The sequence below is a fragment of the Mycobacterium persicum genome (assembly GCF_002086915.1).
In the GTDB taxonomy this organism is placed as follows: domain Bacteria; phylum Actinomycetota; class Actinomycetes; order Mycobacteriales; family Mycobacteriaceae; genus Mycobacterium; species Mycobacterium persicum.
The window spans coordinates 4961467-4984093 of record NZ_MWQA01000001.1 but is presented as its reverse complement, the minus strand read 5'-3'; the positions used below and the strand labels follow the sequence as shown (position 1 = coordinate 4984093).

The window sequence follows — 22627 nt, the reverse complement described above, 5'->3', positions numbered from 1 at the left end:
GCCGTGATGGGATACAAATTCAGTTGTTGACAGGGTTTTTCGCTGTTGCCCAGCCGGGGCGAAGGGCGGCGCGACCCGCTTCTTTGGCGAGCATGACCGCGACGATGTGTCGCGCGCGTAGGGCCGCGGCGTCGGCTTGGAACTCCACCCCGGACCGCCAGCCGTCGTAGCCGGTATGGGCGGCGACTCTTTCCAGGATGACCCGGTCTCGCTCGACGAGCGTGTCGACGACTGATCGCAGCGTGGCGGCTACCGTTTCGTCATCTGGGGCATAGTTGTATGACGCGTACATGAAGACGTGTGTCGCCGTGTCGGTTTCGGGGGAGATCGCATGCGTGCGAACGTTGAAGTAGTTCTTGGCGCCGACCTCCAGGTCCCACCGCTGGATGTGCATCGCCGGTGAGGCGAAGGTCCCGCTTTCGCGGCGGGTGCAAGAACCTGCGTGATCCAGTCCGGTGGCCTCGGCCTCCCATTCCGCGAGCGGCGCCTGCGGTAGCAGACGACTGTAGGAGACGGTGGTCTCGCTGACCTCGACGTCGTTGAACGCCGGCAACCGCCGCATCCCGGGCGGTACCTGCTGGCGGTAAACGATGGGCGCGTAGGAGAAGTCCAGGTAATGCTCGTGCACCATCAGGTAGTTGGCCCGCACCCGCCAGGCGTCGTTGAAGGACGACCATCCCGCCTCGTGCAGCCATGGGGTGCGCGGTGGTCGACTCAGTGCGGCGGCCGCAGGCGGTCCGAGCCAGATCCAGATGAAGGGCGGTTCCTCCAGTATCGGGAACGACCGTACGCCCATCCGCGCCGGAACGTCGGATTGTGTTGGAACGTGCACGCATTGGCCGTCGGCGACGTAGCAGCAGCCGTGGTATCCGCACACCAGGCGGTCGCCATCAACATGGCCGTCCGACAGTGGGAAGCCACGATGCGCGCAGCGGTCGTCGAATGCCACGGCCTGGCCGTCGTGCGATCGCCATAGAACGATGTCGCGGTCGAGCAACCGACGCCCTAGCGGAGCACCCGCAAGCTCCTCGGAGGTGGCGGCCACATACCAGCACTTGGTGGGATAGTTCGCGGTCATAGATCTAACACCAACTTCTCGCTGCACGAACGGGATACACACGTGAGGATCTTGTTGCCGCAGGCCCGTTCGGCCTCGGTCAGCATGGAGTCGCGATGATCCGGTGTGCCCTCCAACACCGTTGCCTCGCAGGTGCCGCAGATCCCTTCCAAACATGACGACAGGATCGGGACTTCAGCGCCCTCCAACGCCTCCAGGATCGACGTATCCTCGGGCACCTCTACGGTCACACCGGAGCGCTGGCACACCACCTGGAATACCTCCAGGGCCTCGACGCGGGGTTCGGCGACTTGCGCCTTGGCCGCGAATCGCTCAATGTGCAGGCTGCCCTCTGGCCAAGGGCTGCACTCCGCCTCGACCGCAGACAGCAGTGGTTCAGGTCCGCAGCAATACACCAGCGTCTGATCCGCGGGCTCGCTGAGCGCGGCCTTGAGGTCGAATCGCCCGTTCTCGTCGTCCGGCCAAAGGGTGACGGGGTCACCGTAGGTGTCGGACAGCTCTGCAGCGAACGCCATCGTCGAGCGGCTTCGCCCCAGGTAGAGCAGTGTCCAGTCGCCGCCGGCACTGTGCGCGGAAGTAATCATCGACATGATCGGGGTGATCCCGATGCCGCCGGCGATGAACAGGTATCGGGGTGCGTCCACGAGCGCGAAATGGTTGCGCGGCCCCCGGACTCGCACTTTGGTGCCTTCGAGAAGGTGGTCGTGGACGTGGCGTGAGCCGCCGCGGCTTTGGGGGTCGAGCAGCACACCGACCCGCCAGGTTTTCGCATCGCGCGGATCACCGCACAGGGAGTACTGGCGGACCAGCCCCTCGTCGAGCAGTAGGTCGATGTGGGCCCCGGGCTCCCAGGCCGGCAGCTCGCCGCCCTGCGGGTCCACCAGGTCTAGCGCCACGACCCCGTCGGCCGCCGTCTGCCGTCGGCGCACGACCAGGTCGGTGGTGAATTCGTGCACCTTTGCGGCGGAGGCGAGCGCCGGCGCTTCTTGAGTCCAAGTCATCAGCTTGAACTCCCTTCTGTGGTGACCAACCCGGCCAGTTCGGCCAATTCCAGGCCGATGTCGTGCATCAATTCCCATGCGTCCGGTAGTGATTGGGCGTCTGCGACGATCCCGATATCGAGTCCGTTGCGGTAGCTGGTGACCGTGATGTTGAGGGTGAATCCGTGGAACACCAGGCTCGTCGGGTAGTGTGCGAGCAGCGGCGCGCCGCAGCAGGTCAGCTGCACCGGCGACCCCGGCACGTTTGAGATGATCAGGTTTACCGGGGGGCGCACGAATCGGGACGACACCAATTCCATCAGCCCTTTGGCGGCGACGCCGAAGATCGGCACCGGGATGGGTTCGTTCACGTCGCTCATCAGCGTCGGCGGCGCTTGGCGTGAGCGCTCCTTCCCGCGCGCCAACGTTTCGTGGGTGAATCTGAGGCGTTCACGGGCGCAGGCCAGGTGGGTCGGGATCGGCGCGATGATCGAGGAGATCGCGTTGCCGTAGCGGTCTTTCGCGTCCGGCAGCCTGGTCGACACGGGAATGTAGGCGACCAGCGGTTCTGCCGGCAGATCGCCGGTCGAGGTCATCCTGCGACGCAAGGCACCGGCACACAGGGCGATCACGACGTCGTTGACGGTAACGCCCAGCTCGTACTTTATCGCCTTGACGGTGGTCAACGAGATGGTGCCGAACGCAACGGAGCGTCGGTCCGAAAGCTTGGCGTTGAAGCGAGTCCGGGGTGCGTCGAGCCGCTTGGCACTCAGGTCACCCCTTCCGATCCGCGACAAAGTATGGGTCCCTGGCAGGGACCGCAACACCGGAACTTGATCCAGATGCGCCAGGGTGCCGGGGAGAGACCGCAGAGCGCGGATTCGCCGACCCGGAATGGCTGCAATACCACGCGCCACCAATGCGGCCCTGTTCGGCGCGGCATCAGCGTGAATCTCGCTGGGGTCCGAGGATATTTCTGCCGGCCCGTCGAGCAGCGTCGCGAAGATCTCAGCCGCCGCGACGCCGTCCGCCGCGGCATGATGCAGCGTCATGACTACGGCGGTGCGTCCTGGCATTCCATGGAACACCCGCAGGCTCCACAATGGCTTGTTGCGGTTCAGCGGCGCCGCGAGCATCGTCGCTACCTCGCCAGCCAGCGCCACTTCGTCGGCGGGCGCGGCCAGTGTCGTCTCGGTGACGTGATGGTTGAGATCGACCTCGGTGTCGACAAACACCGGGTGGTCCAGACCGAGCGGAACCATGACCACCTTCCACCGCAGGGGTGGGCAATGGCCCAACCTCGTGGCGAACCGTTCCCGCATCGTCGCGGCCGTGATCGGCTTCGCCTTGCCGGTCTGATAGATCGCGATCCCGCAGTAGTGCGAGATGGCATTGCCGCTCTCGGCGGCCAAGAACTGCGCGTCCAAGCTTGAAAGGCGATGCATCAGAAAATCTTTCGCATGACCTGGACCGCGTTCCTGGTGTACGGCGGATACACCATCTGCAAATCGGGCCGGGCCCGCTTGGCCAGGACCGCCCTGCGGTGACTCATCGCCTCGAAGCCCCAGCGACCGTGGTAGGCGCCCATTCCGCTGGCGCCGACGCCGCCGAACGGCAGCTGTGGCACCATGCAGTGCATGGCGACGTGGTTGACCACCGCGCCGCCCGACGGGATCCGGTCGATGAGTGCCCGCGCAACACGTCGCGAGCCCGTAAATACATATAACGCCAACGATTTTGGCTTGCCGTTGACGAAATCGGCGGCTGAATCGAGAGAGTCGACCGCCATGACGGGCAGGATCGGGCCGAAAATCTCGTCGGTCATCACCGCGTCGGTGTGCGACGGACCGACGACCACGGTGGGTTCGATGCGTAACGCGGAGCGCTCCGAGCCGCCGCCCGTGACGATCTTGCCGTCGGTGGCCGCGAGCAGGGAGACGAGACGATCGAACTGGCGCGCATTGACGATCCGCAGCGACGGATCGCTGTGGCCGGAACGGAATTCGCGGATGTTGGCGACGATCTTGTCGGTAAGCTCATCGGCGATGGACTTCTCGGCAAGCACATAGTCGGGAGCGATGCAGGTTTGGCCGGAGTTCAGTAGCTTCACCCAGGCGATGCGCCGAGCCGCCACGTCGATGTCGGCGTCGGCCGCCACGATGACCGGGCTCTTGCCACCGAGCTCGAGCGTGACCGGCGTCAACGTCGGGGCGGCGGCGGCCATGATCTTCTGGCCGACCTCGGTGCCGCCGGTGAATAGGGCGTGGTCGAAACCCTGAGCCAGCAGCGCCTGGGTGACCGCCGCGTCGCCCTCGACGACCCGTACCGCCTCGGGATCCAGGTACCGCGGCACGAGTCGCGCCAGCAGAGCCGAGGTGGCCGGCGCGAGTTCCGACGGCTTGACCACGGCGCAGTTTCCGGCGGACACCGCCGCCACCAGCGGTGCCAGACTCAGGTACAGCGGGTAGTTCCACGGGCCGATCACCAGCACCACCCCGAGCGGGTCGTATTGCACCCAGGCTCGCCCGGGTAATTGGTTCAGCGGCAGCCGAACTCGGCGGCGACGCAGCCACCTCTTCAGGTGCTTGCGGGCATACGTCGCCTCCGCCTTGGTCGAGGCGATGTCGCCGAGCCACGCCTCCACCGGCCCGCGGCCCAGATCCTCGGCCAGGGCCGCGGCGACCTCCGCTTCCCGCTCGTCGCAGAGCCGCTCAATCCCACGTAGTTGGTTGAGGCGCCATGACAATTCGCGGGTGCGCCCGCTGCTGAACACCCGTTGTAGTTCGTGGAGCGCGGTAGCGGCGTCGACGGACGCGGTCTGGCTTGGCATGTCAGATCTCCGGCGCCGGGATGACCCCGGTGAGCACCGCTCCGGTCGCCCCGCCGTCGACGACGAGGGCGTGCCCGTTGATCCACTGCGCCTGCTCGGAGGCGAGAAAGACGATCACGCCCGCAACGTCGTGCGGAGTGGCGTGACGCCCGAGGAGGGCCTTCAGGCCGTCGAGGGTGGCCTTGCCCATGGTGTCCTCGAAGTCGGCCAAGATGGGCGTCTGCACCGGGCCGGGCAGCACCGCGTTGATGCGAAACCCGTTCTGAGCAACCAGAATTCCCATGGACATCGCGTACACGGTCGCGGCTTCCTTGGAGAAGTTGTACGCGTTGCCCTGCTGGGGGTTCGCCTTGAACCAAGCCGCTCCATCGTCAAAGCTATTGGTCGCGAGCAGCTCTTCGATCACGTGCAGCCGCGCGGGCCAGCCGAAGCCTGCCGTCGACGACACGATCGTCACTGTCCCCCCGGGCTTGAGCCGCGCGAACATCGACTCGGACAAGTGCCGCACGGCGAGGGTGTTGACGGCCAGCACGACGTCGGCGGGTGCGGTGCCGGGAACACCGGCCACGTTCATCAACCCGTCGAACTCGCCGTCGAGTTGCTCCACGGCCGCGTCGATGCTTTGTGGGTTCGCCAAGTCGACATCAATGTGGCCGGTGACCGTGGCCGTCGGGCGGTTGCGGTCCAGCGAGTAAACCTGGGCCCCGACCGCGAGCAGCCGCTCAGCCACCGCGTGGCCGATCCCCGATGCCGCGCCGGTGACGACGAAGCGTTTGGTGGCGAACTCAGACATGGGTGCTTCCCCTTGTGTAGCGGTCGGCAAGGACTCGTTTGACCAGCTTTCCCGTTGCCGACCTGGGTAATTCGGTGACGAAGTCCACCGACTTGGGCGCCTTGTAGCGCGCGATGCGCTCCCGGACGTAGGCGATGATCTCGGCTGCCAGGTCGTCGGACGGTGCGATGCCGTCCCGCAGCGCCACGACGGCCTTCACCTGTTCACCCATCTCGGGATCCGGCACGCCGATCACGGCGACGTCGAAGATCTTCGGGTGCAGGGCGAGGACGTTCTCTATCTCCTGGGGGTAAATGTTGACCCCGCCGGAGATGATCATGAAGCCCTTGCGATCCGTCAGGAACAGGTAGCCGTCCTCGTCGAGGTAGCCCACATCGCCGACCGTGCACCAGTTGTCATGCGCGGGATGCCGTGACGCCGAGGTCTTTTCCGGGTCGTTGTGGTATTCGAACGGCGCGGCGTCGCGCTCGAAGTAGATCGTGCCGATCTCGCCGGCGGTGAGGTCATTGCCGTCGTCGTCGCAGATATGCAGCACGCCCATCGCGGCCCTGCCGACCGACCCCCGTTTGGTCCGCCATTCGTCGGTCGTGATGACCGTGGTGCCGTGCTGCTCGGTGGCGCCGTAGTATTCGACGAGAATCGGGCCCCACCACGAGATCATCGCGTCCTTCACCTCGGGTGGGCACGGCGCGGCGGCGTGCACGGCCAGTCGCAGGGAGGACGTGTCATATGCGGTCCGGGTCTGTTTGGGCAACTGCAGCATTCGCACGAACATGGTGGGCACCACTTGGGTGGCCGTGACCCGGAACCGCTCGATCGCGGCCAGCGTTTCCTCGGCGTCGAAGCGTTCCATCAGCACGACCGTTCCGCCCAGAGCCTGGACCGCTGCGCACCACTTCAGCGGTGCGGTGTGATAGATGGGCGCCGGCGAGAGGTAGACGTCGTTCTGGTTGATCCCGAACGCGCTCCCGAGGAGCGCGACCACCGGGTCGCCCGGCTCGTCGACGTCACCGGGCAGCCGACGGGGCTTGATGCCCTTGGGCCTGCCGGTGGTGCCCGACGAGTACAGCATCTCCGCACCGCGGGGCGCCTCGGCAAGACGTGGCCCCGCGGTCGCCAGCAACTCGGCGTAGGGCTGGTAACCGGGTACTTTCCCGCCGAACACATACCAATGACGAACCCCGGGGACCAGCGAGACGATGGGTTCGGCCACAGCCCGGACTCCGGCCGAGACGATCACGGCTCGAGCGCCGCTGTCACGCAGGATGTAGGCGGCCTCTTCCGGCGACAGGTGCCAGTTCACGGCCGTGATGTACAGCCCGGAACGCAGTGCGGCCCAATATACTTCAAACGCCTCGGCCGAATTGTCGGAGATCAGGGCAACCACGTCGCCCGGACGCAGCCCGAGGGCGTGCAGGGCCGCCGCGAGGCGTGCCGAGTTGTCGTCGAGCTCGCGGTAGGTCAACGTCTTGCCCGAGCCGGCCATCACGACGGCTGGACGCTTGGGCGCGGTTGCCGCGTGGCTTCCAGGAAACATAGTGGTCTTTCGTGATCAGGCTGACGCCGGCTGCGGCTCGGCGACGAGTGAAAGCAGTTCTCTTGTTTGCAATCTGGCGTTCGAATTTCGCCGTCACCGGAAACGTTATGGAGGGCGACGTGGTCTCACTACGTCGTCCGTCGACCAACTTTCGACCGGCATTCATCGAATCGTTGTCGGCCACCCACAAAACTGGCGTCCAGCCTCATTGCATGGAGTTCGGGCGCAGCGCGCCATAGAGTCGACCAATGGCAGGCAGATGCCCCGAGGACGAGGCGCTGGTCGCCGAGTCGACTGCGCTGATCGTCGGCCGGCTCGATGACAAGCTGGCCGACATCACGCGATCTCTGCAGGAGGTGCTGGTCAGCGAGCTGCCAGAGATTGGCGGCGACGGTGAGCTGCTGGCGTTGGTGCATGACTCGGTGAAGGGAAACCTCGACACCTTCTTTCCGGCCATTCGCCACGGCATCTCCATCGATCGCATCGCGCCGCCCGCGGCGGCGCTTGAGCATGCGCGGCGTTTGGCGCAACGCGAAGTGGACGCCGACTTCTTGGTGCGGACCTACCGGCTCGGTCACCAGTGGTTACTGCGAATCGTCCTCGAGGAAATTCGCGCCGCGAAGTTGGATGCCCACCACGCGCTCGACGTGTTCGAAGAGATCACCTCAAGGTCGTTTCGGTATATCGACAGGGTGTCGCGATTGGTGTTGGCCGACTACCACAGTGAACGGGACCGGTGGTTGGCGAATCAGAACCGGGTGCGGGCACTGCGCGTGCGTGAGGTCATCGATGGGAGCGAGGTCGACGTCGACGAGGTGACGAATTCCATTCGCTACCCGCTGCACAGAATTCACCTGTCTCTCATCCTGTGGTGCGACGAGTCCGACACTGCAAACGAACTCGTCGGGATGGAGCGAACTGCGAACGAACTGGCGAGTGCGTTGGGCTCGAATGAGCGGCCGTTGTTCGTCGCCGCGGACCGCGTCACCGGATGGGCATGGATACCGCTCGCGGTCGAAACGGCACGAGGTGTGAAGGGCCGCATTCGCGAATTCGCCGAGGCGCGCACGGACGCGCCCTGGATTGCGGCCGGTGATCCGCTGACCGGCGTCGACGGCTTCCGCCGCTCGCATCGGCAGGCACAGCTCGCGCGCGCTGTGGTGCTGGCGTCGGGATCACACCCACGCGCGGTCACGATGTACAACGATCCCGGCCTCGTGGTGGCCGCCCAGTTCTGCGCTGACCTCGAGCACACCCGGGCCTGGGTCCGCGACGTGCTGGGACCTCTTGCTTCCGCGACGGACAGCGACGAACGGATGCGTGAAACACTGCGGAGTTTCCTGCGCACCGGATCCAGCCTCAAGGCCACCGCCGACGAGTTGCACTTGCACGTCAATTCGGTGAAGTACCGGGTGCAGCGCGCACTCGAACGTCGCGGCAAGCCGATCACCGACGATCGACTTGATGTGGAAGTCACTCTGCTCCTCTGCAATTGGTTCGACACTGCGGTTCTGAGCTAGCGACCGCGATGCGCTGCAGGCGGCGATGCTCACGGCTCAAGCAGGATCTACCAACACGCGAAGATCGACATCGTTGAGGGCGCGAAAGAGGTGCTGCAATGCGGCATTGCTCGGCCCTTGACCGCGCCATCAAGACGCTGCCGGAGGCCGTCGCCGTACTCAACGACCGTGGACGCCTTCCGCACCCGACCACTGGGCGCCGGCCCTATACGTTCGTGGCCGCCGACGCGCTGGTGCTCAAAGTCAGCGCTGGCGGTCACACGTCTTCCACGACACCCGACCGAGCAGGGCCACCCCCGCGGCACTGACTGCCTGAACCATCACATCGAAGAATCACACGACGACGTCTTTTACCACGTCCGGGGACTTGACCAAGCGGGGCAGCCGCCTAACGGCTCCGCAGGCCCGTGTGCTGGCCCACACCATCGAACAGCTGGTGCGCGGCCGATTATTCACAGATGCACCGACCGGCTGGCACAGCAACCAAGCTTGACACGAACGACGGTTGGAAGTGTGTGCGGCCTCTAGTCACTGGCGGCGCCCCACACATTTTCTCGTCCAACGTTGGCAGGCGTCACCGACAGCAGCCGATTTGGGGTGGCAGGTAACCCGTTTGAGAGATCGACCCCCGCCAGGCCAGGCGGTTTACTGGCAATCTGCCCTCGAGCAGCGACGAGGTAGTCATGGCTTTCGTGATAGCAGCACCATGTGTGGCCGATTATTCATGCCTGGAGAGTTGTCCGGTCGGGTGTATCCACCCCGCTCCCGATGATCCGGCGTTCGATCGGGCCGAACAGCTCTATATCGACCCCGCTTCATGTATCGATTGCGCGGCCTGTGTTGAGGCGTGCCCGGTCAACGCCGTGTTCGATGCCGCACAACTCCCCGAACGGTGGCGCCACTACATGGACGTCAATCGGGACTACTTCGGAGCTGATGCACGTGGCTAGTACAGAGAGGCTTCGGATCGCCGTGGTGGGGGCGGGACCGGCGGGTGTATATGCCGCCAGGCATCTACTCGGCGTCGACGGCGGCACCTATGTCGCCGGGCGCACAGCGCCGTTGACCGACCGCGCGGTCGAAGTCGACCTGTTCGAAAGGCTGCCGACTCCGCATGGACTGGTTCGAGCCGGTGTGGCTCCGGACCACCCGGAGAAGAAGTTGATGGGCCAGCTGTTCGATGCTATTGCCAGGCGTCCGGAATTCAGATTTTTCGGCAATGTCGAGATTGGCCGGGACGTTACCGTCGGGGAGTTATCCGACTGGTACGACGCGGTGGTCTATGCGGTCGGTGCCGCGAGCGACCGCGCTCTCGGCATCCCTGGCGAGGATTTGCCGGGTAGCCCGAAGTTGCGACCGTCTGGATAGGTGATTTGGGCTTTGACGTGGGGTTTTGATGGTTTTGGGTGTTTTGGGTCTGACTACGCTGCGATGGCGAGGGGGATGGTGGCCTTGATGAGGTCGAAGGCGCGGCGTTGGTCGTGGGTGGGTTCGGTGAGAGTCTCGATTTCGATGTTGGTGTCCTGGTAGCGGATTCGGTTGCGGGTCAAGGTGGCCAGGTGATCGAGCAGAGCGCGGAAGCTGCGCAGTGGGGTGGCGTCGGTGGTTTGGTGGCGAGATGCTTTGGTGTGCGCGTGTGGTGAGCGTTGTGCGGGTGCGACGGGGTTGTCGCGGGTTGGTGGGTGTTCGTCGGTGTAGGTCAGCGGCGCCCAGGCTTTGCGTAAGTGCCAGGTCACATAGCAGGCCAGCAGGCAGATCAGTACGTGGGCTTTGACGCGCTCAGACAGCCGGTGGTGGATGGGGCGTAGGTCGAGGTCGTCGGTTTTGATGCTGCGGAAGTCGCGTTCGACATGGGCCAGGTTTTTATACCCGGTGACCACGGCAGGGGCGTTGAGGTCGGTGGCGGGCACCGAGGTGCGCAGGACGTAGATGCCGTCGAGGGCGGCTTCGGCGGTGATGGCTGCGTGGTCGCGTTCATAGGCGAAGCTGGTGTCGGTGATGGTGCGGTGAAAGTGCTTGCTTACCTTGTATTTGTTGACGATCTGCCCGACAGCTTCGCCGATCTTGCCGGCCCCGGCCAGGCTGCCGCGCTCGACCCGTTCGGCGATGCGCGCGAGGGCGGTCTCGGTGGCGGCCAGCAGTTCATTGCGTTTGCGGGCCCGTTCGGCGGCCAGGGCGGGGTTGCGGCAGGCGATCAGCCGTTCGTGTGGGTAGTCGGGGTGGGTGATCTCGGCCAGGTCGTGGGTATCGAACAGGCTCATCTGCAGCGGCCCGTCGTCGGCGGCCAGTTTGGCAATCGCTGGCGCGCGCAGCGCGGTGATCCACCCGAAATCGGTTCCGGTGTCGTTGAGTTCTTTGATCGCGGCGATGCGAGCGGCGGTGATCATGCCGCGGTCGCCGACTAGCACCAGCCGGTCCAGCCCGAAGCCGGTGCGGATGACCTCGACGATGTCGGTGAAGGCGACCGGATCGGCGGTATCACCGGCAAAGACCCGCACCGCCACCGGCCGGCCGGCGGGGTCGGTGAGTACCCCGTATTCGATTTGCGGTAAGCCCTTTTTGCGGTCGCGGGAATAGCCGCGCTTGGCCAGCTCGCAATGGCGGCCCGTCACCCACGATGAGGTCAGGTCAAACAACGCCATCCGTGACGGATTGGCTTGTGGACCAAGGTGTTTAGCGGCGAGCCTGTTTTCGATGCCGTCTTGGCGGTCGCTGAGCCAGTCCATCGCCGCATAGATCTCGTCGGTGGATGCGTCGGCGATCTGCAGGTCTGCGCCCAGGGTGCAATCGGCCCAGCGCGACAGCGTCGAGAGCTTGGATGCCGGATTGATCACCCGCGAGACGATCAGCCCGTAGATCAGATCGCGGGACCGACACGGCGACCCCAGCAGGGCGGGCAGTCCCAGATGGCGGGCCATCGCCGCGACCGCGGCTACATGCCCATGCGGCAACGCGCGTAGCACCGTCAACTCCTGACCAGCGGGCACCAGGCTGTGTCCCTTCAGCGTCGCCTCCAGCGCGGCGATCGCCGCCTCGGGCAACATCGACAAGTTGGCCACGGTCTCGTTGCGCACCTTGGGCCCGTCGCGGAAGGTGCGGCGCAACAGCACCGACTGATAGACGCGCTGTTTGCCCTGCTTATCCACATGCGTCTTTTTAACTCTGACTACGTGAGCTTTGCCCTGGTTGCGCGGCATACAAAGCATCATAGACTGATTGCGCCGATCAGACACGAATGACACACACATATTCGTGACTACACATCAGGACGAGACAGCAGCCCATATCGCCAGCTCAGAACACTAATCCCCAGTCAGAACCCGTCGTAACTTCGGGCGTGGCGGCGCGTCAGTTCGTCGGCTGGTACAACGGCCATCCCGATCACGCCGACCTTGACGTCGACCTCGGCAGCGAGCGGGCAGTGATCATCGGCAACGGCAATGTCGCTCTCGACGTAGCGCGGGTGCTGTGCCTGCGCCCAGAAGAGTTGCGGCACACCGACATAGCTCCGCACGCCCTAGCGGCGCTGGAAGACAGTCGAATTCGAGAAGTCGTCGTCATGGGCCGTCGAAGTCACCTTCATGCCGCATTCGCCAACGCCGAGCTGGAGGAACTCGGCCGACTCGACGACGTCGAGATCGCCGTGGATGCAGGCGAGTTGGCGCTCGCCGAGGACACGCCCGGCCATGGGCCAGTCCGGCGCAAGCACGACCTCCTGGTCCAGTACGCGGCCAACCGTCGTACGAACGCACGCCGACGGATAGCACTGCGCTTCCTGTGCACGCCGACAGAGGTCATGGGCGCCGACAAGGTCGAGGGCTTGCTTTGGACGCGGACGAAGGCCCAGCCCGCTGCCACGGACGTCATCCCGACGGGCCTGCTGATCAGGTCCATCGGCTATCGGGGAAATCCCCTGCCGGGGTTGCCGTTCGACGACACTCACGGCGTCATCGAGCACTCCGATGGCCGCGTAGTAGGGCGCCCGGGGAGCTACGTCACGGGATGGATCAAACGCGGACCCACAGGCGTGATCGGGACCAATAAGAAGTGCGCCCGCGACACCGTGCGGGCACTGCTGGACGACGCCGATGCCGGTCTGCTGTCCACCGACCGCTCACTCGATCGGCCTGCGGTTGCTGCGCGGCTACGGCAGCGTAGACGAGACGTCGTGGATCTGACCGGGTGGAATGCGATCGATCTCAGCGAACGCCGGGCCGGCCGCGCCGAGGGACGCCCGCGTCACAAGCTCACCCGGGTGCCAGAGCTGGTCGCGGCCTCGCAGGACAGCCGCTCCGGCAGTCCTCGCCGCTACGACGTCATCGTGGTCGGATCGGGACTGGGCGGTTTGTCCAGCGCGGCGTGTCTTGCGGCGTCGGGCAAGTCCGTTCTGGTGCTCGAGCAGCATGAGATTCTCGGCGGATGCTCCCAGGTGTTTCGACGTAAGGGCAAGTGGGAGTTCGATTGTGGCGTTCACTACGTCGGCGGGTGCGTGCCCGGTTCGGATGGTCTCATTCCGACGGTTCTTCGGGGCTTGGGAGTCGAGGACCGCATCGAGTGGTCTCGGTTGGATGACGACGGGATGGACACCGTCGTGCTGCCGGAGCACACCTTTCGGGTGCCGACCAACTGGGACGGATTCGCCCAGAACCTGGCCGAAACCTTTCCGGCGGACGCCGCCGGGCTCCGCAGCTGCGTCGCGGAACTGCGCGTCATCGGTGAGGGCGCCGACCGCATCAACGACGTCCCGCACTCGGTACGGGTCGTACTACCTCTGGCCCGACGCCCGCGCGAGTTGGCTGTCATCGTGCGGGCACTGGAGCAGCCGATCGGCCGCCTGTTCGACCGCCACCGGCTCGGCCCGCATGCCCGCGCCGCGCTGCTGTCGTTGATCCATCTGCACAACACGCCGCCGTCACGGACGCCGGCGTTGCTGGTGGCGGTGCTCTTGCGGCACTACTTCAAGGCCGGCGCGTACTTCCCCACCCAGGGCGGTCAGGTGCTCGCCGCCAACCTCGTCGAGGTGATCCTCGGACATGGCGGAACGGTCCGCACGAAGGCACGGGTGCGCTCGATCGACGTCGAAGGGGGCCGGGTTACCGGTGTCACCTTGACCGACGGCGAAACCATCCGCGCCGACGTCGTGGTCAGCAACGCCGATGCCCATCGCACCTTCCAGGACCTCATCGCACCTCAGCATCTGCGCCGCCGCACACTTGACCGAATCCGGAACTTGCGGCGCCCCCATTCGATTTTCTCCACCTACATCGCCGCCGATATCGACATCTCCGCAACGCGGCCGGCGACGAACTACCTCCTCCATGACCGCTACGACTTCCAGACGACCTACGACATGCTCGACGCGGGGCAGTGGGATCCGCGGGGCTGGTTGGCGATCAGCTCACCGACGCTGAAAACCGGTGGCCGTCGACACTTCGGAGCGGCCGGTCACAGCAGTATCGAAGCCTTCATGGCCGTCCCCGCGGAATACGAGTTCTGGGGCGGTGGTGATCCCATGAAGGGCACCGACTACAAGTGGTCGCCCACCTACATCAAGCGCAAGGCGGAAATCGAGGAGACCGTCATGGAGCGGCTTCTGGACACGCTGCCGGAACTGAATGGCCATGTGGTGTGGCAGGAATCGGCCACGCCGCTGACCCATGAGCGCTTCACGCTGTCGCGGATGCCGTACGGACCCGAGCTCGCCAAGGACCAGATCGGACCCGGGCGCCGTCTGTCGGTGCGCACCGAGATCGACGGTCTGTTTCTGGCCGGTGCATCGACGGTGTACCTCTTCGGCATCGCGTTCACCCTGCGCGGCGGTGTCGGCACCGCGTCGCACATTCTCGGACGCGACCTGCTCAAAGCCTTCTGGGCCGGCGAGGTCATCAGCGATCCTGCCGCGCTGCCGGCACACGGTCCTGACTGGGATCCGTTCGACGTCTGTCGTAGTCATGCGCTCAAGGGGAGCCGGCGGGAGCACCAGCTGTCAGCGGCCACGCTCACCGGGGCGTAGCGCGGCGCTTCGGGCACTGCGCTCGTATCTGTAACTCATCTGGGCACAGCGTTCCCTCCTTGAGCGACAAACCGCGATCAGAGCACGCTTGCGGGACTTAGGCATCCAAGTTGAAGGCGAGCCCCCGCCCGCCCAGGTCCGGCAGGCCCACAACCGAACCGAGGGCTGCCTCCGAACGGCAATTCCCCTCCTGCCGAGGGGAACCCGGAGGTGGGACCGGCCAGTCGCCCTAGCGAAAAGCCCCTCGGCGGCCAGAGCCTCTGGGACGAAAACGGTGGCGAATGGCGCTACTTTCCTGGAGATCGATAGCCCAATGCGCATTGGGATTATAATCCTCATGCCACCGCGAACTCTCGGTGGCAAACATTCCTATCGGAGATCTCCCATCTCCCAAATGATTGGAGAAGAATGGCCGTCTTTCGCGTGAAAGCCGATAGCTACTGTGGCGACGAAGCCATTCTAGCTTATGCGGATCGTGCGGGAATGCGTATGTTTAATTCGGCTGTGATCTCAGCGCAAAAAAACGGCCAAGCGAGTTTCGAGGTCGATGGAATTGAACATCAAATAACCCGGCAAGAAAATGCGGCCGATATCGAGCAGTGGTCGCGAACCGTAGTGTGGCGACTCGACGATGCAAAACTAGTGGAACTCCTTGATCTAATAGAACCCCTGATTGATGCTGAGGGCCGTGGTCATCAATACTTAGACATAAATAGCCCAGCTTCAACACTCACCTTATCCGTTGACGAGTACAACTTACTTGATCCAGACCACCCGGTGGGGGTCCCAAGGCGAAATGGTTCGAGCAGGCGTTAGGTTTCACCCGCCAGAATGAATCCGACCTTGCCAGGCAGATCGTTTCTAACGATAGCAAAGCTGTACAAACGGGTGTGACACAATATGGGATAAATACAATCAAGTAATCTCAATCACGGGAGCGAATGGAAAGATTATTGACGTAACACTTGCATGGATACGCGGCAATGACGGAGTCGTGCCTTTGGTGACGGCGATTCCTGCCAGTAGATGAGAGAACGACAGACATGAAACCCAAAGAACACGATGTAGTCCAATTGCGGCGGCCACTGTTGGAGTACAACCTTCCGGCCGGTTCAAGGGGGGCAGTCGTGTTGGACTATACGAAGTCTTCGCATGGCGACCTGCCCCCTGCTTACGAAGTGGAATTCTCAGACGCCGACGGTATCACCCAAGCCTTGGTCACAGTTCGCGAAGAGGACCTGGAGGTCGTCTGGCGTCCAGATCCGGACAAGTAGCCGTCCGCCCCGACTCAGCTTTTGTGTTCTCGTGCCTTGGTTCTGTCTGCTCAAGATATTCGATTCCGCTCGCGCGGCCTCCTTCGCCGTAACTGAATACCGGGTACGCGAGAGCGCCGAGGTTGACGAGGTGCAGTCATCGGCAGAGAGCGAATGAGTCATTTCGCAGGGGTCAAGGCCACATCGCCGTATTGTGCTGTGCCACAGCCGTGTAGTTGCGATGCGCTAGTTCAGTATTTTTCCGCAGCGCGGAAAGCCGTTCGCGCATCTGCTGGTCGGCTGTTACCCACTCCTGGTGATATTCACGTTCGGCCTCAGCGCCCTGACCCTGCCAGGTGCCGTGCAGCTCAGCTACGCATTGGTCTACGGCCGTCGCAATCTGTTCGGCTTGCGAATTGAAATTGGCCAAGGCGCTCCTGCATGTCCAACCACAAATCGGCCATACCGCCGGACACCGTTCCCACCTTGCTCGCGGGCTGGACCGGTCACGATCTGGCCGCCCACATCGTGTCGCGCGAGCGCGGTCTGGCGGCCGGCGTATGCATTGTGCTTGTTTCGCGGCAGTTTTCGTGAGTCAAGCCGGGCACTTGCGGTTTGGCGCTCCTGGCGCCAATATAGCGCCATGCCCAGTGTGCAGATCAAGGACGTTCCGGAGGACACTCACCGAGTTCTGCGGGAGCGAGCCGCACGCGCACATCAATCCCTACAGGAATACCTCCGAAGTCGGCTGATCGCCGACGCGAATCAACCCACGCTGGATGAGGTGTTCGACCGCATCACCACACGTCGCGGCGGCCGCGTGTCTTTCAGAGCCGCCGTCGATGACGTTCGGGCTGATCGTGATCGTCGTTGATGCGAGCGTACTGGCCGTAGCGCTGGGCGACGACGGGTCGGACGGCCGGCTCGCGCGGGAACGTTTGGCGCACGAGACGCTGGTTGCTCCGGAACTCATCGACCTCGAGGTGGTCTCGGTGTGGCGCCGCCACGTCGCGGCAAAACGGATGCCGGCTCGCAGGGCCGCGAGCGCGGTGGCGGACCTGACGGATCTGGCGCTGCGTCGGTCCCCACATCAGCCATTGCTCCACCGGGTATGGGAACTGCGGCATGTCCTGACAACCTACGATGCCGCCTACGTTGCGCTGGCCGAGGCTCTCGACGTCGTACTGGTCACCGCAGATGCACGCCTTTCCGGGGCTTCGGGCACCCGTTGCGAGATCGATGTTTTGGGCAAAGTCGGCGACTACTGACAGCCGTCGCGGGGTCTGCTGGAGACCAGGCCCGCCACCACAATGGACGATGGCGGGACGGCGTTGATCTGGTTGCCGCGCTCACCGGAGTCCTGGTGCGCCAGTCACATTGGTAATATCGGTTTTCGCCGAACCGGTAGGCAATTTGCCGGGCTCACTCGGAAGTTCATGGTGACCAGTAGTTGGTGGGCCGGCTGCCCGCAGGTGTTGGGCGGCGTCGGTGGGGTTGGTGGCGGCGCCGACGGGCGTGTGGGGGTGCCGGTGAGATTCGTGCGTTCGAGCCGCAACGATGGCGGTTCGCCCGGCGGCGGATGGCTGATCCGACTGTCATTCCGCCGTATCGACTGTGCGGTGGCGGCTTTGAGTGTGTGTGTAGGGCGGCACCCAAGGCGGGACCGAATTTTCGCCATGAGTACACGCTCGGCGCGGGTCTACGTGTGAACGATCGGCTTGTGCTCATCGGTCCGACGTGGGCGACACGGGCGGCTACCGAACCGATCGCACCCGGCGGACGCGCTTTCGGGTCTCGAACAGCCCTCAGTCGCAACATCGTCCGCATCCGGCCACCCAAGTAAGCTGCTAACGGACCTCGATGACGGCGTTCGATAACACCGGCGTGCCGCGGTCCTTGCAGAGCGCTTCGACGAACACCGCCTCGGGTTCCTGCCACATCCGAACGGTGATCGTTTCCCCGGGGAATACCACTCCGGCGAATCGGGCGCGGTAGCGTCCGACCCGGCCGACATCTCCGTCCAGCGCCGAGTCGACCACCGCCTTCAAGACCATCCCGTAGCTGCACAGGCCGTGCAGAATGGGCTGATCGAAACCGCCCTTGCGGGCGAACTCGGGGTCGGCATGGATCGGGTTCATGTCACCGGACAGGCGATAAAGCAGCGCCTGTTGCGGCAGGGTCCGGCAGTCAACTTCGAAGTCCGGCTGCCGGGCCGGTGGAGCCGGCGGCGGTGATGCCGATCGCGCACCATCGCCTTGGCCAAACCCTCCCTCACCCCGAATGAACGCGCTGAACCGGTTGGTGACCAGAGGCTGATCGCTCTCGGCGTCGCGGGTGACGGTCTCGAGCACCACCAGCGCCGCCTTGCCCTTATCCACGACGTCGCGAATCCTTGCCGACGTTCGAACCGCGCCATTGATGGGCAGAGGTCCGTACAGTTCCATCTCCTGCTCGCCGTGCAGAAGCTTGCTCAGGTCGACGTCCATGCCGGGCAGCTCCAGCATGTCGAACAACATTGGGGAGGCAGGGATCACCCCGAATGACGGCAGAACTTTGAGCTGGCCTTCATAGGTATAGGCAAGCTCAGCGGGATCGGTGGGCGGAAAGCCGGCGCCCAAACCCAGGTGGTAGAGGATGACATCGCTCGCGTTCCACGAGCCCTGCCGCTCCGCGAGCTCTGCGCCAAGGACCGAATCGACATCAATGGGCATGTCATCAACCCTGGGACTGCTTGAAGACGTACGTGCCGGGAGCCGGGTCGAGCGGCGTGTACCGACTATTGCCGAGTCGGTCTGGTGCCGTTGTCTTCTCGCCCGCCCGCTCGGCGAGCCACGGCGCCCAGTCCTGCCACCAGGTGCCCTTGTGCACCTGCGCGGACCGCAGCCATTCCTCCGGCGTCGGGCACAACTCGTCGCCAATGCGGTAGGCCGATTTCGGATTCCCGGGAGGGTGGATGACCGCGGCGATGTGGCCGCTGGTCGACAGAGCGAAACGTGTCTTGCCGCCCAGCATTTCGACGCTGCGATAGCAACTCGGCCAGGGCGTGAGGTGGTCGGTTTCGCCCGCGGCGATATAGGCGTCGCAGGTGATCTGGGCCAGATCGATCGGCGTGCCGAGCACCCTGAGGGCACCCGGGTTCGCTAACGGATTGGCGAGCGCGAGGTCCACCAGATCGGCGTGCAGCCCCGCCGGCATGTTCATCGAGTCCAGATTCCAGAACAACAGGTCGAGCGCCGGCGGTTTGTTGCCGAGGTAGTAGTTGTTGACAAAGTTGTTCCACACCATGTCGTTGGGTCGCAGCCACGCGAAAGTTCGCGACAACTCTGTTCCGGCGAGGTAACCCTTGCGCTTGATTTTCGCTTTGGCCGCTTTGGCGACATCGGGCGAGGCGATGCTGAGGATGGGACCGCCGCGGCGGACGTCAAGCACGGTGACCATAAGGCTCAGACTCGCGACCCGATCGATGTGGCCCAGCGCGGCCAGATGCGCGACGGCGGTAGTGGTGGCGATTCCGCCAGCACAGAAGGCCACCACGTGAACCGCGTCGGCTCCGGCGATCTCGCGTGTGGTCTCGATCGCCTCGACGATTGATTCGAGGTAGTCCTCGAGGTTCCAGCCTGCGTTGTCGCGGGTCGGGTTCGCCCACGACAGTGCGAACGGCTGCAGCCCGCGGTCACCAAGAAACTCCACCATGCTCTTGCCCGGCGAAAGGTCAACGACATAGAACTTGCTGATCATTGGTGGGATGAGCAGTACCGGGACCTTATGCACCTCTTCGGCTCGCGGCTCGTACTGGATGAGTTCGAAGCGATCATCGCGGCGCACCACGGCACCGGGCGATGCGGCCATCGTCTTCCCGACTTCGAACGGGGTGCGATCGACACTAGCCGGCAGCTTTATCGGGGAACGGGCATCGCGCACTGCGGCGCGTGCGCCCGTGACGAAGTTCTCTCCTCCGCGATCGATCGTCGTCTTCCACACGGTGGGGTTGGTCAGCGGAAAGTTCGTCGGGGCCAGCGCGTCGATCAGGTTGTCGACCACCAGGCGCAGGCGTTCGTGGTCGGCCCAGTCCAAGCCTGACTCATCGGCCAGAGCGCGCGCGTAGTCGCTGATGCTCAGATACCCCTGGCAGATCCGACGAAATAGCCAACTTTGCGTCCAGGCGGGATCGCGGAATCGTGAATCACCTTTTGGCGGAGTGCGTCCGGACCGACCCGCGATCACCCGGGCAAGATCGGCTGCGACCGTCGCGGTTTGGTTCGCTAGTAGGCGGGGCCGCAGCGCAAGCCCACCGGCCGCCTTGAGAAACTCCGCGCCGGGGACGAACCGGCTCTCGGCGCTGGCAGCCTCGGTCAGCAGCTGGTCGAGGCCGACATTCTGCACCTGACCGCTGCGATCGGTGATCTCCGGCCGCACGGCCCCGGATCGCGCCTGCGCCGGCGGCCCACCGTCGTTGTCGGACCTCGATGATCGCGTTCCCGCTCTAGACTTCGGCTCGGCGCCGTTCGTCCCCGAAACGGGAGTCGCCCTCGAAGCACGGCTTCTTCGCGTTGGTGCGTCCATAGCAACACGGTATGAACCTCGCGAAGTGTTGGGGACCTCCCGTTCGCCGTAACTACCTCTCCCAAATGGGCTTTCGCGAGCCGAAGCAGCCCCAATCCTGGGTACCGTTCATGTCGTGCCATGTAATTCGGCACTGTTCTTCGCATCGAAAGGAGTTCGCGTGCCTGTCGATCGCCTGCTGCCCACCGACGAGGCTCGCGAGCTGATCCGTCTCACGCGGGAAATCGCAGATAAGGCGCTCGAGCCGATCGTCGACCACCACGAGCGGATGGAGACCTATCCAGAGGGGGCCTTCGCGATCCTCGGCGCCGCGGGGCTGCTGAGCCTGCCGTATCCCGAGGAATGGGGGGGCGGGAATCAGCCGTACGAGGTTTACCTGCAAGTGTTGGAAGAGATCGCCGCACGATGGGCGGCGGTCGCGGTGGCAGTGAGCGTCCACAGCCTGGCCTGCCATCCGTTGGTCGCGTTCGGCACCGACGCGCAGAAGCACACATGGCTTCCAGAGATGCTGAGCGGCAACATGATCGGCGCCTACAGCCTGTCCGAACCACAGGCCGGCTCCGACGCGGCCGCGCTGCTATGCAGTGCTGCTGCCGTGGACAATGGGTACCGGGTTAACGGCGCCAAGGCGTGGATCACGCACGGTGGTATCGCCGACTTCTACACCCTGTTCGCGCGCACCGCCAAAGGCGCACAAGGCATTTCCTGCTTCCTGGTGCCCAAAGACGCCGAGGGGCTCACCTTCGGCAGACCCGAAGAGAAGATGGGCCTGCACGCGGTGCCGACAACGACGGCGCACTACGACGACGTGTTCATCGCTGTTGAGCGGCGCATCGGCAACGAAGGACAGGGCCTACCAATCGCGTTCAGCGCACTGGACAGCGGACGCCTCGGAATCGCCGCCATTGCCGTCGGATTAGCGCAGGCCGCGCTCCATGAAGCGGTCGCCTATAGCCAGCAGCGGACCACCTTCGGCCGCAAGATCATCGACCACCAGGGCCTGGGATTCCTGCTGGCGGACGCCGCCGCAGCGGTGGATTCCGCACGCGCGACGTACTTGGACGCCGCCCGACGCCGCGATGCGGGGCTACCCTACTCTCGGCACGCGTCCGTCGCAAAGCTGGTCGCCACCGACGCCGCCATGAAAGTCACCACCGACGCTGTCCAGGTGTTCGGCGGCGTCGGTTACACCCGTGACTACCGCGTGGAACGCTACATGCGGGAGGCCAAGATCATGCAGATCTTCGAGGGCACCAATCAAATCCAGCGACTGGTGATCAGTCGCAGTCTCGCCAGTCACTAGGCAGCTCCCGCAAGAGGAGCCGCGGGCGCGAACCGCACTGAAACGAAAGGAGATGCCGAGTGGAGACCAAAGACGCGGTGGCCGTAGTCACCGGAGGCACGTCCGGCCTCGGTCTAGCCACCACGAGGCGGCTGCTTGACGCAGGTGCGCACGTCGTCGCGCTCGATCTGAAGGGCGAGGAGGTGCTCGCCGAGCTCGGCAGCGATCGTGTCCAGTTCGCCGGGGGCAGCGTCACCGACGAGGTGGCCGTGGCCGCGGCGCTAGACGCCGCGGAATCGCTGGGCCCGCTGCGCATTGTGGTCAACTGTGCCGGGGTGGTCAACGCCGACGAGTACGCCGCGTTGGCCGTCCACATCGTCGAGAACCCCATGCTCAACGGCGAAGTCATTCGCCTCGACGGCGCGATCCGGATGGCGCCGCGATGAACGTTTCCGAGAAGAGCGAAGCAGAACCGATGCCTGCGCCCGCGATCGCCCGATGGCTCGAGTTCATGGAGCACGGAAAGATAGACGTCCTCGACAATTTGCTCGCCGCAGATGCCGTCTTCTACTCCCCAGCTGCATTCGCCCCACAAGAGGGTCGGGCGAAGGTAGCCGGGTACTTGCGCGCCGCAGAGCTCATGTTCTGCGACGCCGACTTCCGCTATGTCGCACAGTGGTTCGACGATCGCTGCGCCGTTCTGCAATTCACCGCGAATCTCGAAGGCGTGCATATCGGCGAGTTGTTAGCGCGGGACGAACGGCAATGAAGGTCTTCT

At 64.4% G+C, this 22627-nt stretch carries 22 protein-coding genes and 2 pseudogenes; 14 read left to right on the top strand and 10 right to left on the bottom strand.

The window, feature by feature from the left end:
* Positions 1-19 precede the first annotated feature (19 nt).
* From B4U45_RS22805 to B4U45_RS22780, 6 genes are read right to left on the bottom strand one after another with little or no spacing between them, the layout of a single operon-like run.
* Entirely contained in the window at positions 20-1078 is a 1059-nt protein-coding gene (locus B4U45_RS22805) for an aromatic ring-hydroxylating dioxygenase subunit alpha (RefSeq protein ID WP_075546554.1), read from the bottom strand.
* Positions 1075-2079 carry a PDR/VanB family oxidoreductase gene (locus B4U45_RS22800; protein WP_075546555.1) on the bottom strand — a complete coding sequence of 335 codons (1005 nt, stop codon included), beginning with the start codon at positions 2077-2079 and terminating at the stop codon, positions 1075-1077. Before B4U45_RS22800 ends, B4U45_RS22805 begins: the two co-directional genes overlap by 4 nt.
* Positions 2079-3503: a wax ester/triacylglycerol synthase family O-acyltransferase gene (locus B4U45_RS22795; RefSeq protein ID WP_075546556.1), complete on the bottom strand. Its 1425-nt coding sequence runs from the start codon at positions 3501-3503 to the stop codon at positions 2079-2081. Before B4U45_RS22795 ends, B4U45_RS22800 begins: the two co-directional genes overlap by 1 nt.
* Positions 3503-4888 carry an aldehyde dehydrogenase family protein gene (locus tag B4U45_RS22790; RefSeq protein WP_075546557.1) on the bottom strand — a complete coding sequence of 462 codons (1386 nt, stop codon included), beginning with the start codon at positions 4886-4888 and terminating at the stop codon, positions 3503-3505. The genes B4U45_RS22795 and B4U45_RS22790 overlap by 1 nt, the downstream gene beginning before the upstream one ends.
* Position 4889: 1 nt before the next feature.
* Positions 4890-5681 (bottom strand): coniferyl-alcohol dehydrogenase, encoded by a 792-nt coding sequence (locus tag B4U45_RS22785; RefSeq protein WP_075546558.1) that lies wholly within the window; start codon positions 5679-5681, stop codon positions 4890-4892.
* Complete coding sequence (locus B4U45_RS22780; protein ID WP_075546559.1) at positions 5674-7218, bottom strand: acyl-CoA synthetase; 1545 nt, start codon at positions 7216-7218, stop codon at positions 5674-5676. Before B4U45_RS22780 ends, B4U45_RS22785 begins: the two co-directional genes overlap by 8 nt.
* 248 nt (positions 7219-7466) lie before the next feature.
* Here B4U45_RS22780 and B4U45_RS22775 point away from each other — a divergent pair, with 248 nt between their 5' ends.
* The 4 genes and pseudogenes from B4U45_RS22775 (at position 7467) to B4U45_RS22760 (ending at position 10106) form a co-directional block, all read left to right on the top strand.
* Complete coding sequence (locus B4U45_RS22775; protein ID WP_075546560.1) at positions 7467-8738, top strand: RsbRD N-terminal domain-containing protein; 1272 nt, start codon at positions 7467-7469, stop codon at positions 8736-8738.
* A 168-nt stretch (positions 8739-8906) separates the two neighbouring features.
* A pseudogene (locus tag B4U45_RS30560) lies at positions 8907-8995 on the top strand (hypothetical protein); the annotation flags it as partial.
* A gap of 426 nt (positions 8996-9421) precedes the next feature.
* Positions 9422-9688: a 4Fe-4S dicluster domain-containing protein gene (locus tag B4U45_RS22765; RefSeq protein WP_075546562.1), complete on the top strand. Its 267-nt coding sequence runs from the start codon at positions 9422-9424 to the stop codon at positions 9686-9688.
* Positions 9681-10106 (top strand): FAD-dependent oxidoreductase, encoded by a 426-nt coding sequence (locus tag B4U45_RS22760; RefSeq protein ID WP_131808278.1) that lies wholly within the window; start codon positions 9681-9683, stop codon positions 10104-10106. Before B4U45_RS22765 ends, B4U45_RS22760 begins: the two co-directional genes overlap by 8 nt.
* Before the next feature lie 53 nt (positions 10107-10159).
* Here B4U45_RS22760 and B4U45_RS22755 read toward each other — a convergent pair whose 3' ends face one another.
* The gene (locus B4U45_RS22755) at positions 10160-11935 is read right to left on the bottom strand and encodes an IS1634 family transposase (RefSeq protein ID WP_240316428.1); all 1776 of its coding nucleotides are present in this window, start codon (positions 11933-11935) and stop codon (positions 10160-10162) included.
* A 140-nt stretch (positions 11936-12075) separates the two neighbouring features.
* Here B4U45_RS22755 and B4U45_RS22750 point away from each other — a divergent pair, with 140 nt between their 5' ends.
* The 4 genes and pseudogenes from B4U45_RS22750 to B4U45_RS22740 all read left to right on the top strand — a co-directional run bounded on the left by B4U45_RS22750 (position 12076) and on the right by B4U45_RS22740 (position 16025).
* Positions 12076-14751: an FAD-dependent oxidoreductase gene (locus B4U45_RS22750; protein WP_241780178.1), complete on the top strand. Its 2676-nt coding sequence runs from the start codon at positions 12076-12078 to the stop codon at positions 14749-14751.
* Between the two features lie 52 nt (positions 14752-14803).
* Positions 14804-15149, top strand: a pseudogene (locus tag B4U45_RS30555) (hypothetical protein); the annotation flags it as partial.
* Positions 15150-15159: 10 nt separating this feature from the next.
* Positions 15160-15567, top strand: a complete 408-nt coding sequence (locus B4U45_RS22745; protein WP_241780180.1) for a hypothetical protein — start codon at positions 15160-15162, stop codon at positions 15565-15567.
* A 227-nt stretch (positions 15568-15794) separates the two neighbouring features.
* On the top strand, positions 15795-16025 hold the full coding sequence (locus B4U45_RS22740) for a DUF4926 domain-containing protein (RefSeq protein WP_075545888.1): 231 nt from the start codon (positions 15795-15797) through the stop codon (positions 16023-16025).
* Between the two features lie 172 nt (positions 16026-16197).
* On the opposite strand, the gene B4U45_RS22735 is transcribed toward B4U45_RS22740, so the two are convergent.
* Positions 16198-16434, bottom strand: coding sequence for a WXG100 family type VII secretion target (locus tag B4U45_RS22735; protein WP_241780181.1), 237 nt, complete (start codon positions 16432-16434; stop codon positions 16198-16200).
* Between the two features lie 11 nt (positions 16435-16445).
* Between B4U45_RS22735 and B4U45_RS22730 the strand changes: the two genes are divergently transcribed.
* The 3 genes from B4U45_RS22730 to B4U45_RS22725 are packed head-to-tail and all read left to right on the top strand — an operon-like array spanning position 16446 to position 17272.
* Positions 16446-16598, top strand: coding sequence for a hypothetical protein (locus B4U45_RS22730; RefSeq protein WP_371686971.1), 153 nt, complete (start codon positions 16446-16448; stop codon positions 16596-16598).
* Between the two features lie 49 nt (positions 16599-16647).
* Entirely contained in the window at positions 16648-16878 is a 231-nt protein-coding gene (locus B4U45_RS30550) for a FitA-like ribbon-helix-helix domain-containing protein (RefSeq protein WP_075510669.1), read from the top strand.
* A complete protein-coding gene (locus B4U45_RS22725; RefSeq protein WP_241780182.1) occupies positions 16847-17272 on the top strand; it encodes a type II toxin-antitoxin system VapC family toxin in 426 nt (141 codons plus the stop codon). Before B4U45_RS30550 ends, B4U45_RS22725 begins: the two co-directional genes overlap by 32 nt.
* Positions 17273-17851: 579 nt before the next feature.
* Here B4U45_RS22725 and B4U45_RS22720 read toward each other — a convergent pair.
* Both B4U45_RS22720 and B4U45_RS22715 read right to left on the bottom strand, forming a co-directional pair.
* Positions 17852-18715, bottom strand: coding sequence for a MaoC/PaaZ C-terminal domain-containing protein (locus B4U45_RS22720; protein WP_075545890.1), 864 nt, complete (start codon positions 18713-18715; stop codon positions 17852-17854).
* Positions 18716-18719: 4 nt separating this feature from the next.
* Positions 18720-20420: a PHA/PHB synthase family protein gene (locus B4U45_RS22715; protein WP_158006307.1), complete on the bottom strand. Its 1701-nt coding sequence runs from the start codon at positions 20418-20420 to the stop codon at positions 18720-18722.
* A 307-nt stretch (positions 20421-20727) separates the two neighbouring features.
* On the opposite strand from B4U45_RS22715, the gene B4U45_RS22710 reads away from it, so the two are divergent.
* Genes B4U45_RS22710 through B4U45_RS22700 form a run of 3 tightly spaced genes read left to right on the top strand, consistent with a single transcriptional unit; the run spans position 20728 to position 22618 of the window.
* A complete protein-coding gene (locus B4U45_RS22710) occupies positions 20728-21870 on the top strand; it encodes an acyl-CoA dehydrogenase family protein (RefSeq protein WP_075545891.1) in 1143 nt (380 codons plus the stop codon).
* Positions 21871-21929: 59 nt separating this feature from the next.
* The gene (locus tag B4U45_RS22705) at positions 21930-22295 is read left to right on the top strand and encodes an SDR family NAD(P)-dependent oxidoreductase (protein WP_075545892.1); all 366 of its coding nucleotides are present in this window, start codon (positions 21930-21932) and stop codon (positions 22293-22295) included.
* Positions 22292-22618 (top strand): nuclear transport factor 2 family protein, encoded by a 327-nt coding sequence (locus B4U45_RS22700; protein ID WP_075545893.1) that lies wholly within the window; start codon positions 22292-22294, stop codon positions 22616-22618. The genes B4U45_RS22705 and B4U45_RS22700 overlap by 4 nt, the downstream gene beginning before the upstream one ends.
* Positions 22619-22627 lie beyond the last annotated feature (9 nt).

Excerpts from the sequence above, each read along its gene's own strand:
- B4U45_RS22805 (WP_075546554.1), bottom strand. The coding sequence starts at position 1,078 with ATGACCGCGAACTATCCCACCAAGTGCTGGTATGTGGCCGCCACCTCC.
- B4U45_RS22800 (WP_075546555.1), bottom strand. The coding sequence starts at position 2,079 with ATGACTTGGACTCAAGAAGCGCCGGCGCTCGCCTCCGCCGCAAAGGTG.
- B4U45_RS22795 (WP_075546556.1), bottom strand. The coding sequence starts at position 3,503 with ATGCATCGCCTTTCAAGCTTGGACGCGCAGTTCTTGGCCGCCGAGAGC.
- B4U45_RS22790 (WP_075546557.1), bottom strand. The coding sequence starts at position 4,888 with ATGCCAAGCCAGACCGCGTCCGTCGACGCCGCTACCGCGCTCCACGAA.
- B4U45_RS22785 (WP_075546558.1), bottom strand. The coding sequence starts at position 5,681 with ATGTCTGAGTTCGCCACCAAACGCTTCGTCGTCACCGGCGCGGCATCG.
- B4U45_RS22780 (WP_075546559.1), bottom strand. The coding sequence starts at position 7,218 with ATGTTTCCTGGAAGCCACGCGGCAACCGCGCCCAAGCGTCCAGCCGTC.
- B4U45_RS22775 (WP_075546560.1), top strand. The coding sequence starts at position 7,467 with ATGGCAGGCAGATGCCCCGAGGACGAGGCGCTGGTCGCCGAGTCGACT.
- B4U45_RS22765 (WP_075546562.1), top strand. The coding sequence starts at position 9,422 with ATGGCTTTCGTGATAGCAGCACCATGTGTGGCCGATTATTCATGCCTG.
- B4U45_RS22755 (WP_240316428.1), bottom strand. The coding sequence starts at position 11,935 with ATGCCGCGCAACCAGGGCAAAGCTCACGTAGTCAGAGTTAAAAAGACG.
- B4U45_RS22745 (WP_241780180.1), top strand. The coding sequence starts at position 15,160 with ATGGCCGTCTTTCGCGTGAAAGCCGATAGCTACTGTGGCGACGAAGCC.
- B4U45_RS22740 (WP_075545888.1), top strand. The coding sequence starts at position 15,795 with ATGAAACCCAAAGAACACGATGTAGTCCAATTGCGGCGGCCACTGTTG.
- B4U45_RS22730 (WP_371686971.1), top strand. The coding sequence starts at position 16,446 with ATGTCCAACCACAAATCGGCCATACCGCCGGACACCGTTCCCACCTTG.
- B4U45_RS30550 (WP_075510669.1), top strand. The coding sequence starts at position 16,648 with ATGCCCAGTGTGCAGATCAAGGACGTTCCGGAGGACACTCACCGAGTT.
- B4U45_RS22725 (WP_241780182.1), top strand. The coding sequence starts at position 16,847 with ATGACGTTCGGGCTGATCGTGATCGTCGTTGATGCGAGCGTACTGGCC.
- B4U45_RS22720 (WP_075545890.1), bottom strand. The coding sequence starts at position 18,715 with ATGCCCATTGATGTCGATTCGGTCCTTGGCGCAGAGCTCGCGGAGCGG.
- B4U45_RS22700 (WP_075545893.1), top strand. The coding sequence starts at position 22,292 with ATGAACGTTTCCGAGAAGAGCGAAGCAGAACCGATGCCTGCGCCCGCG.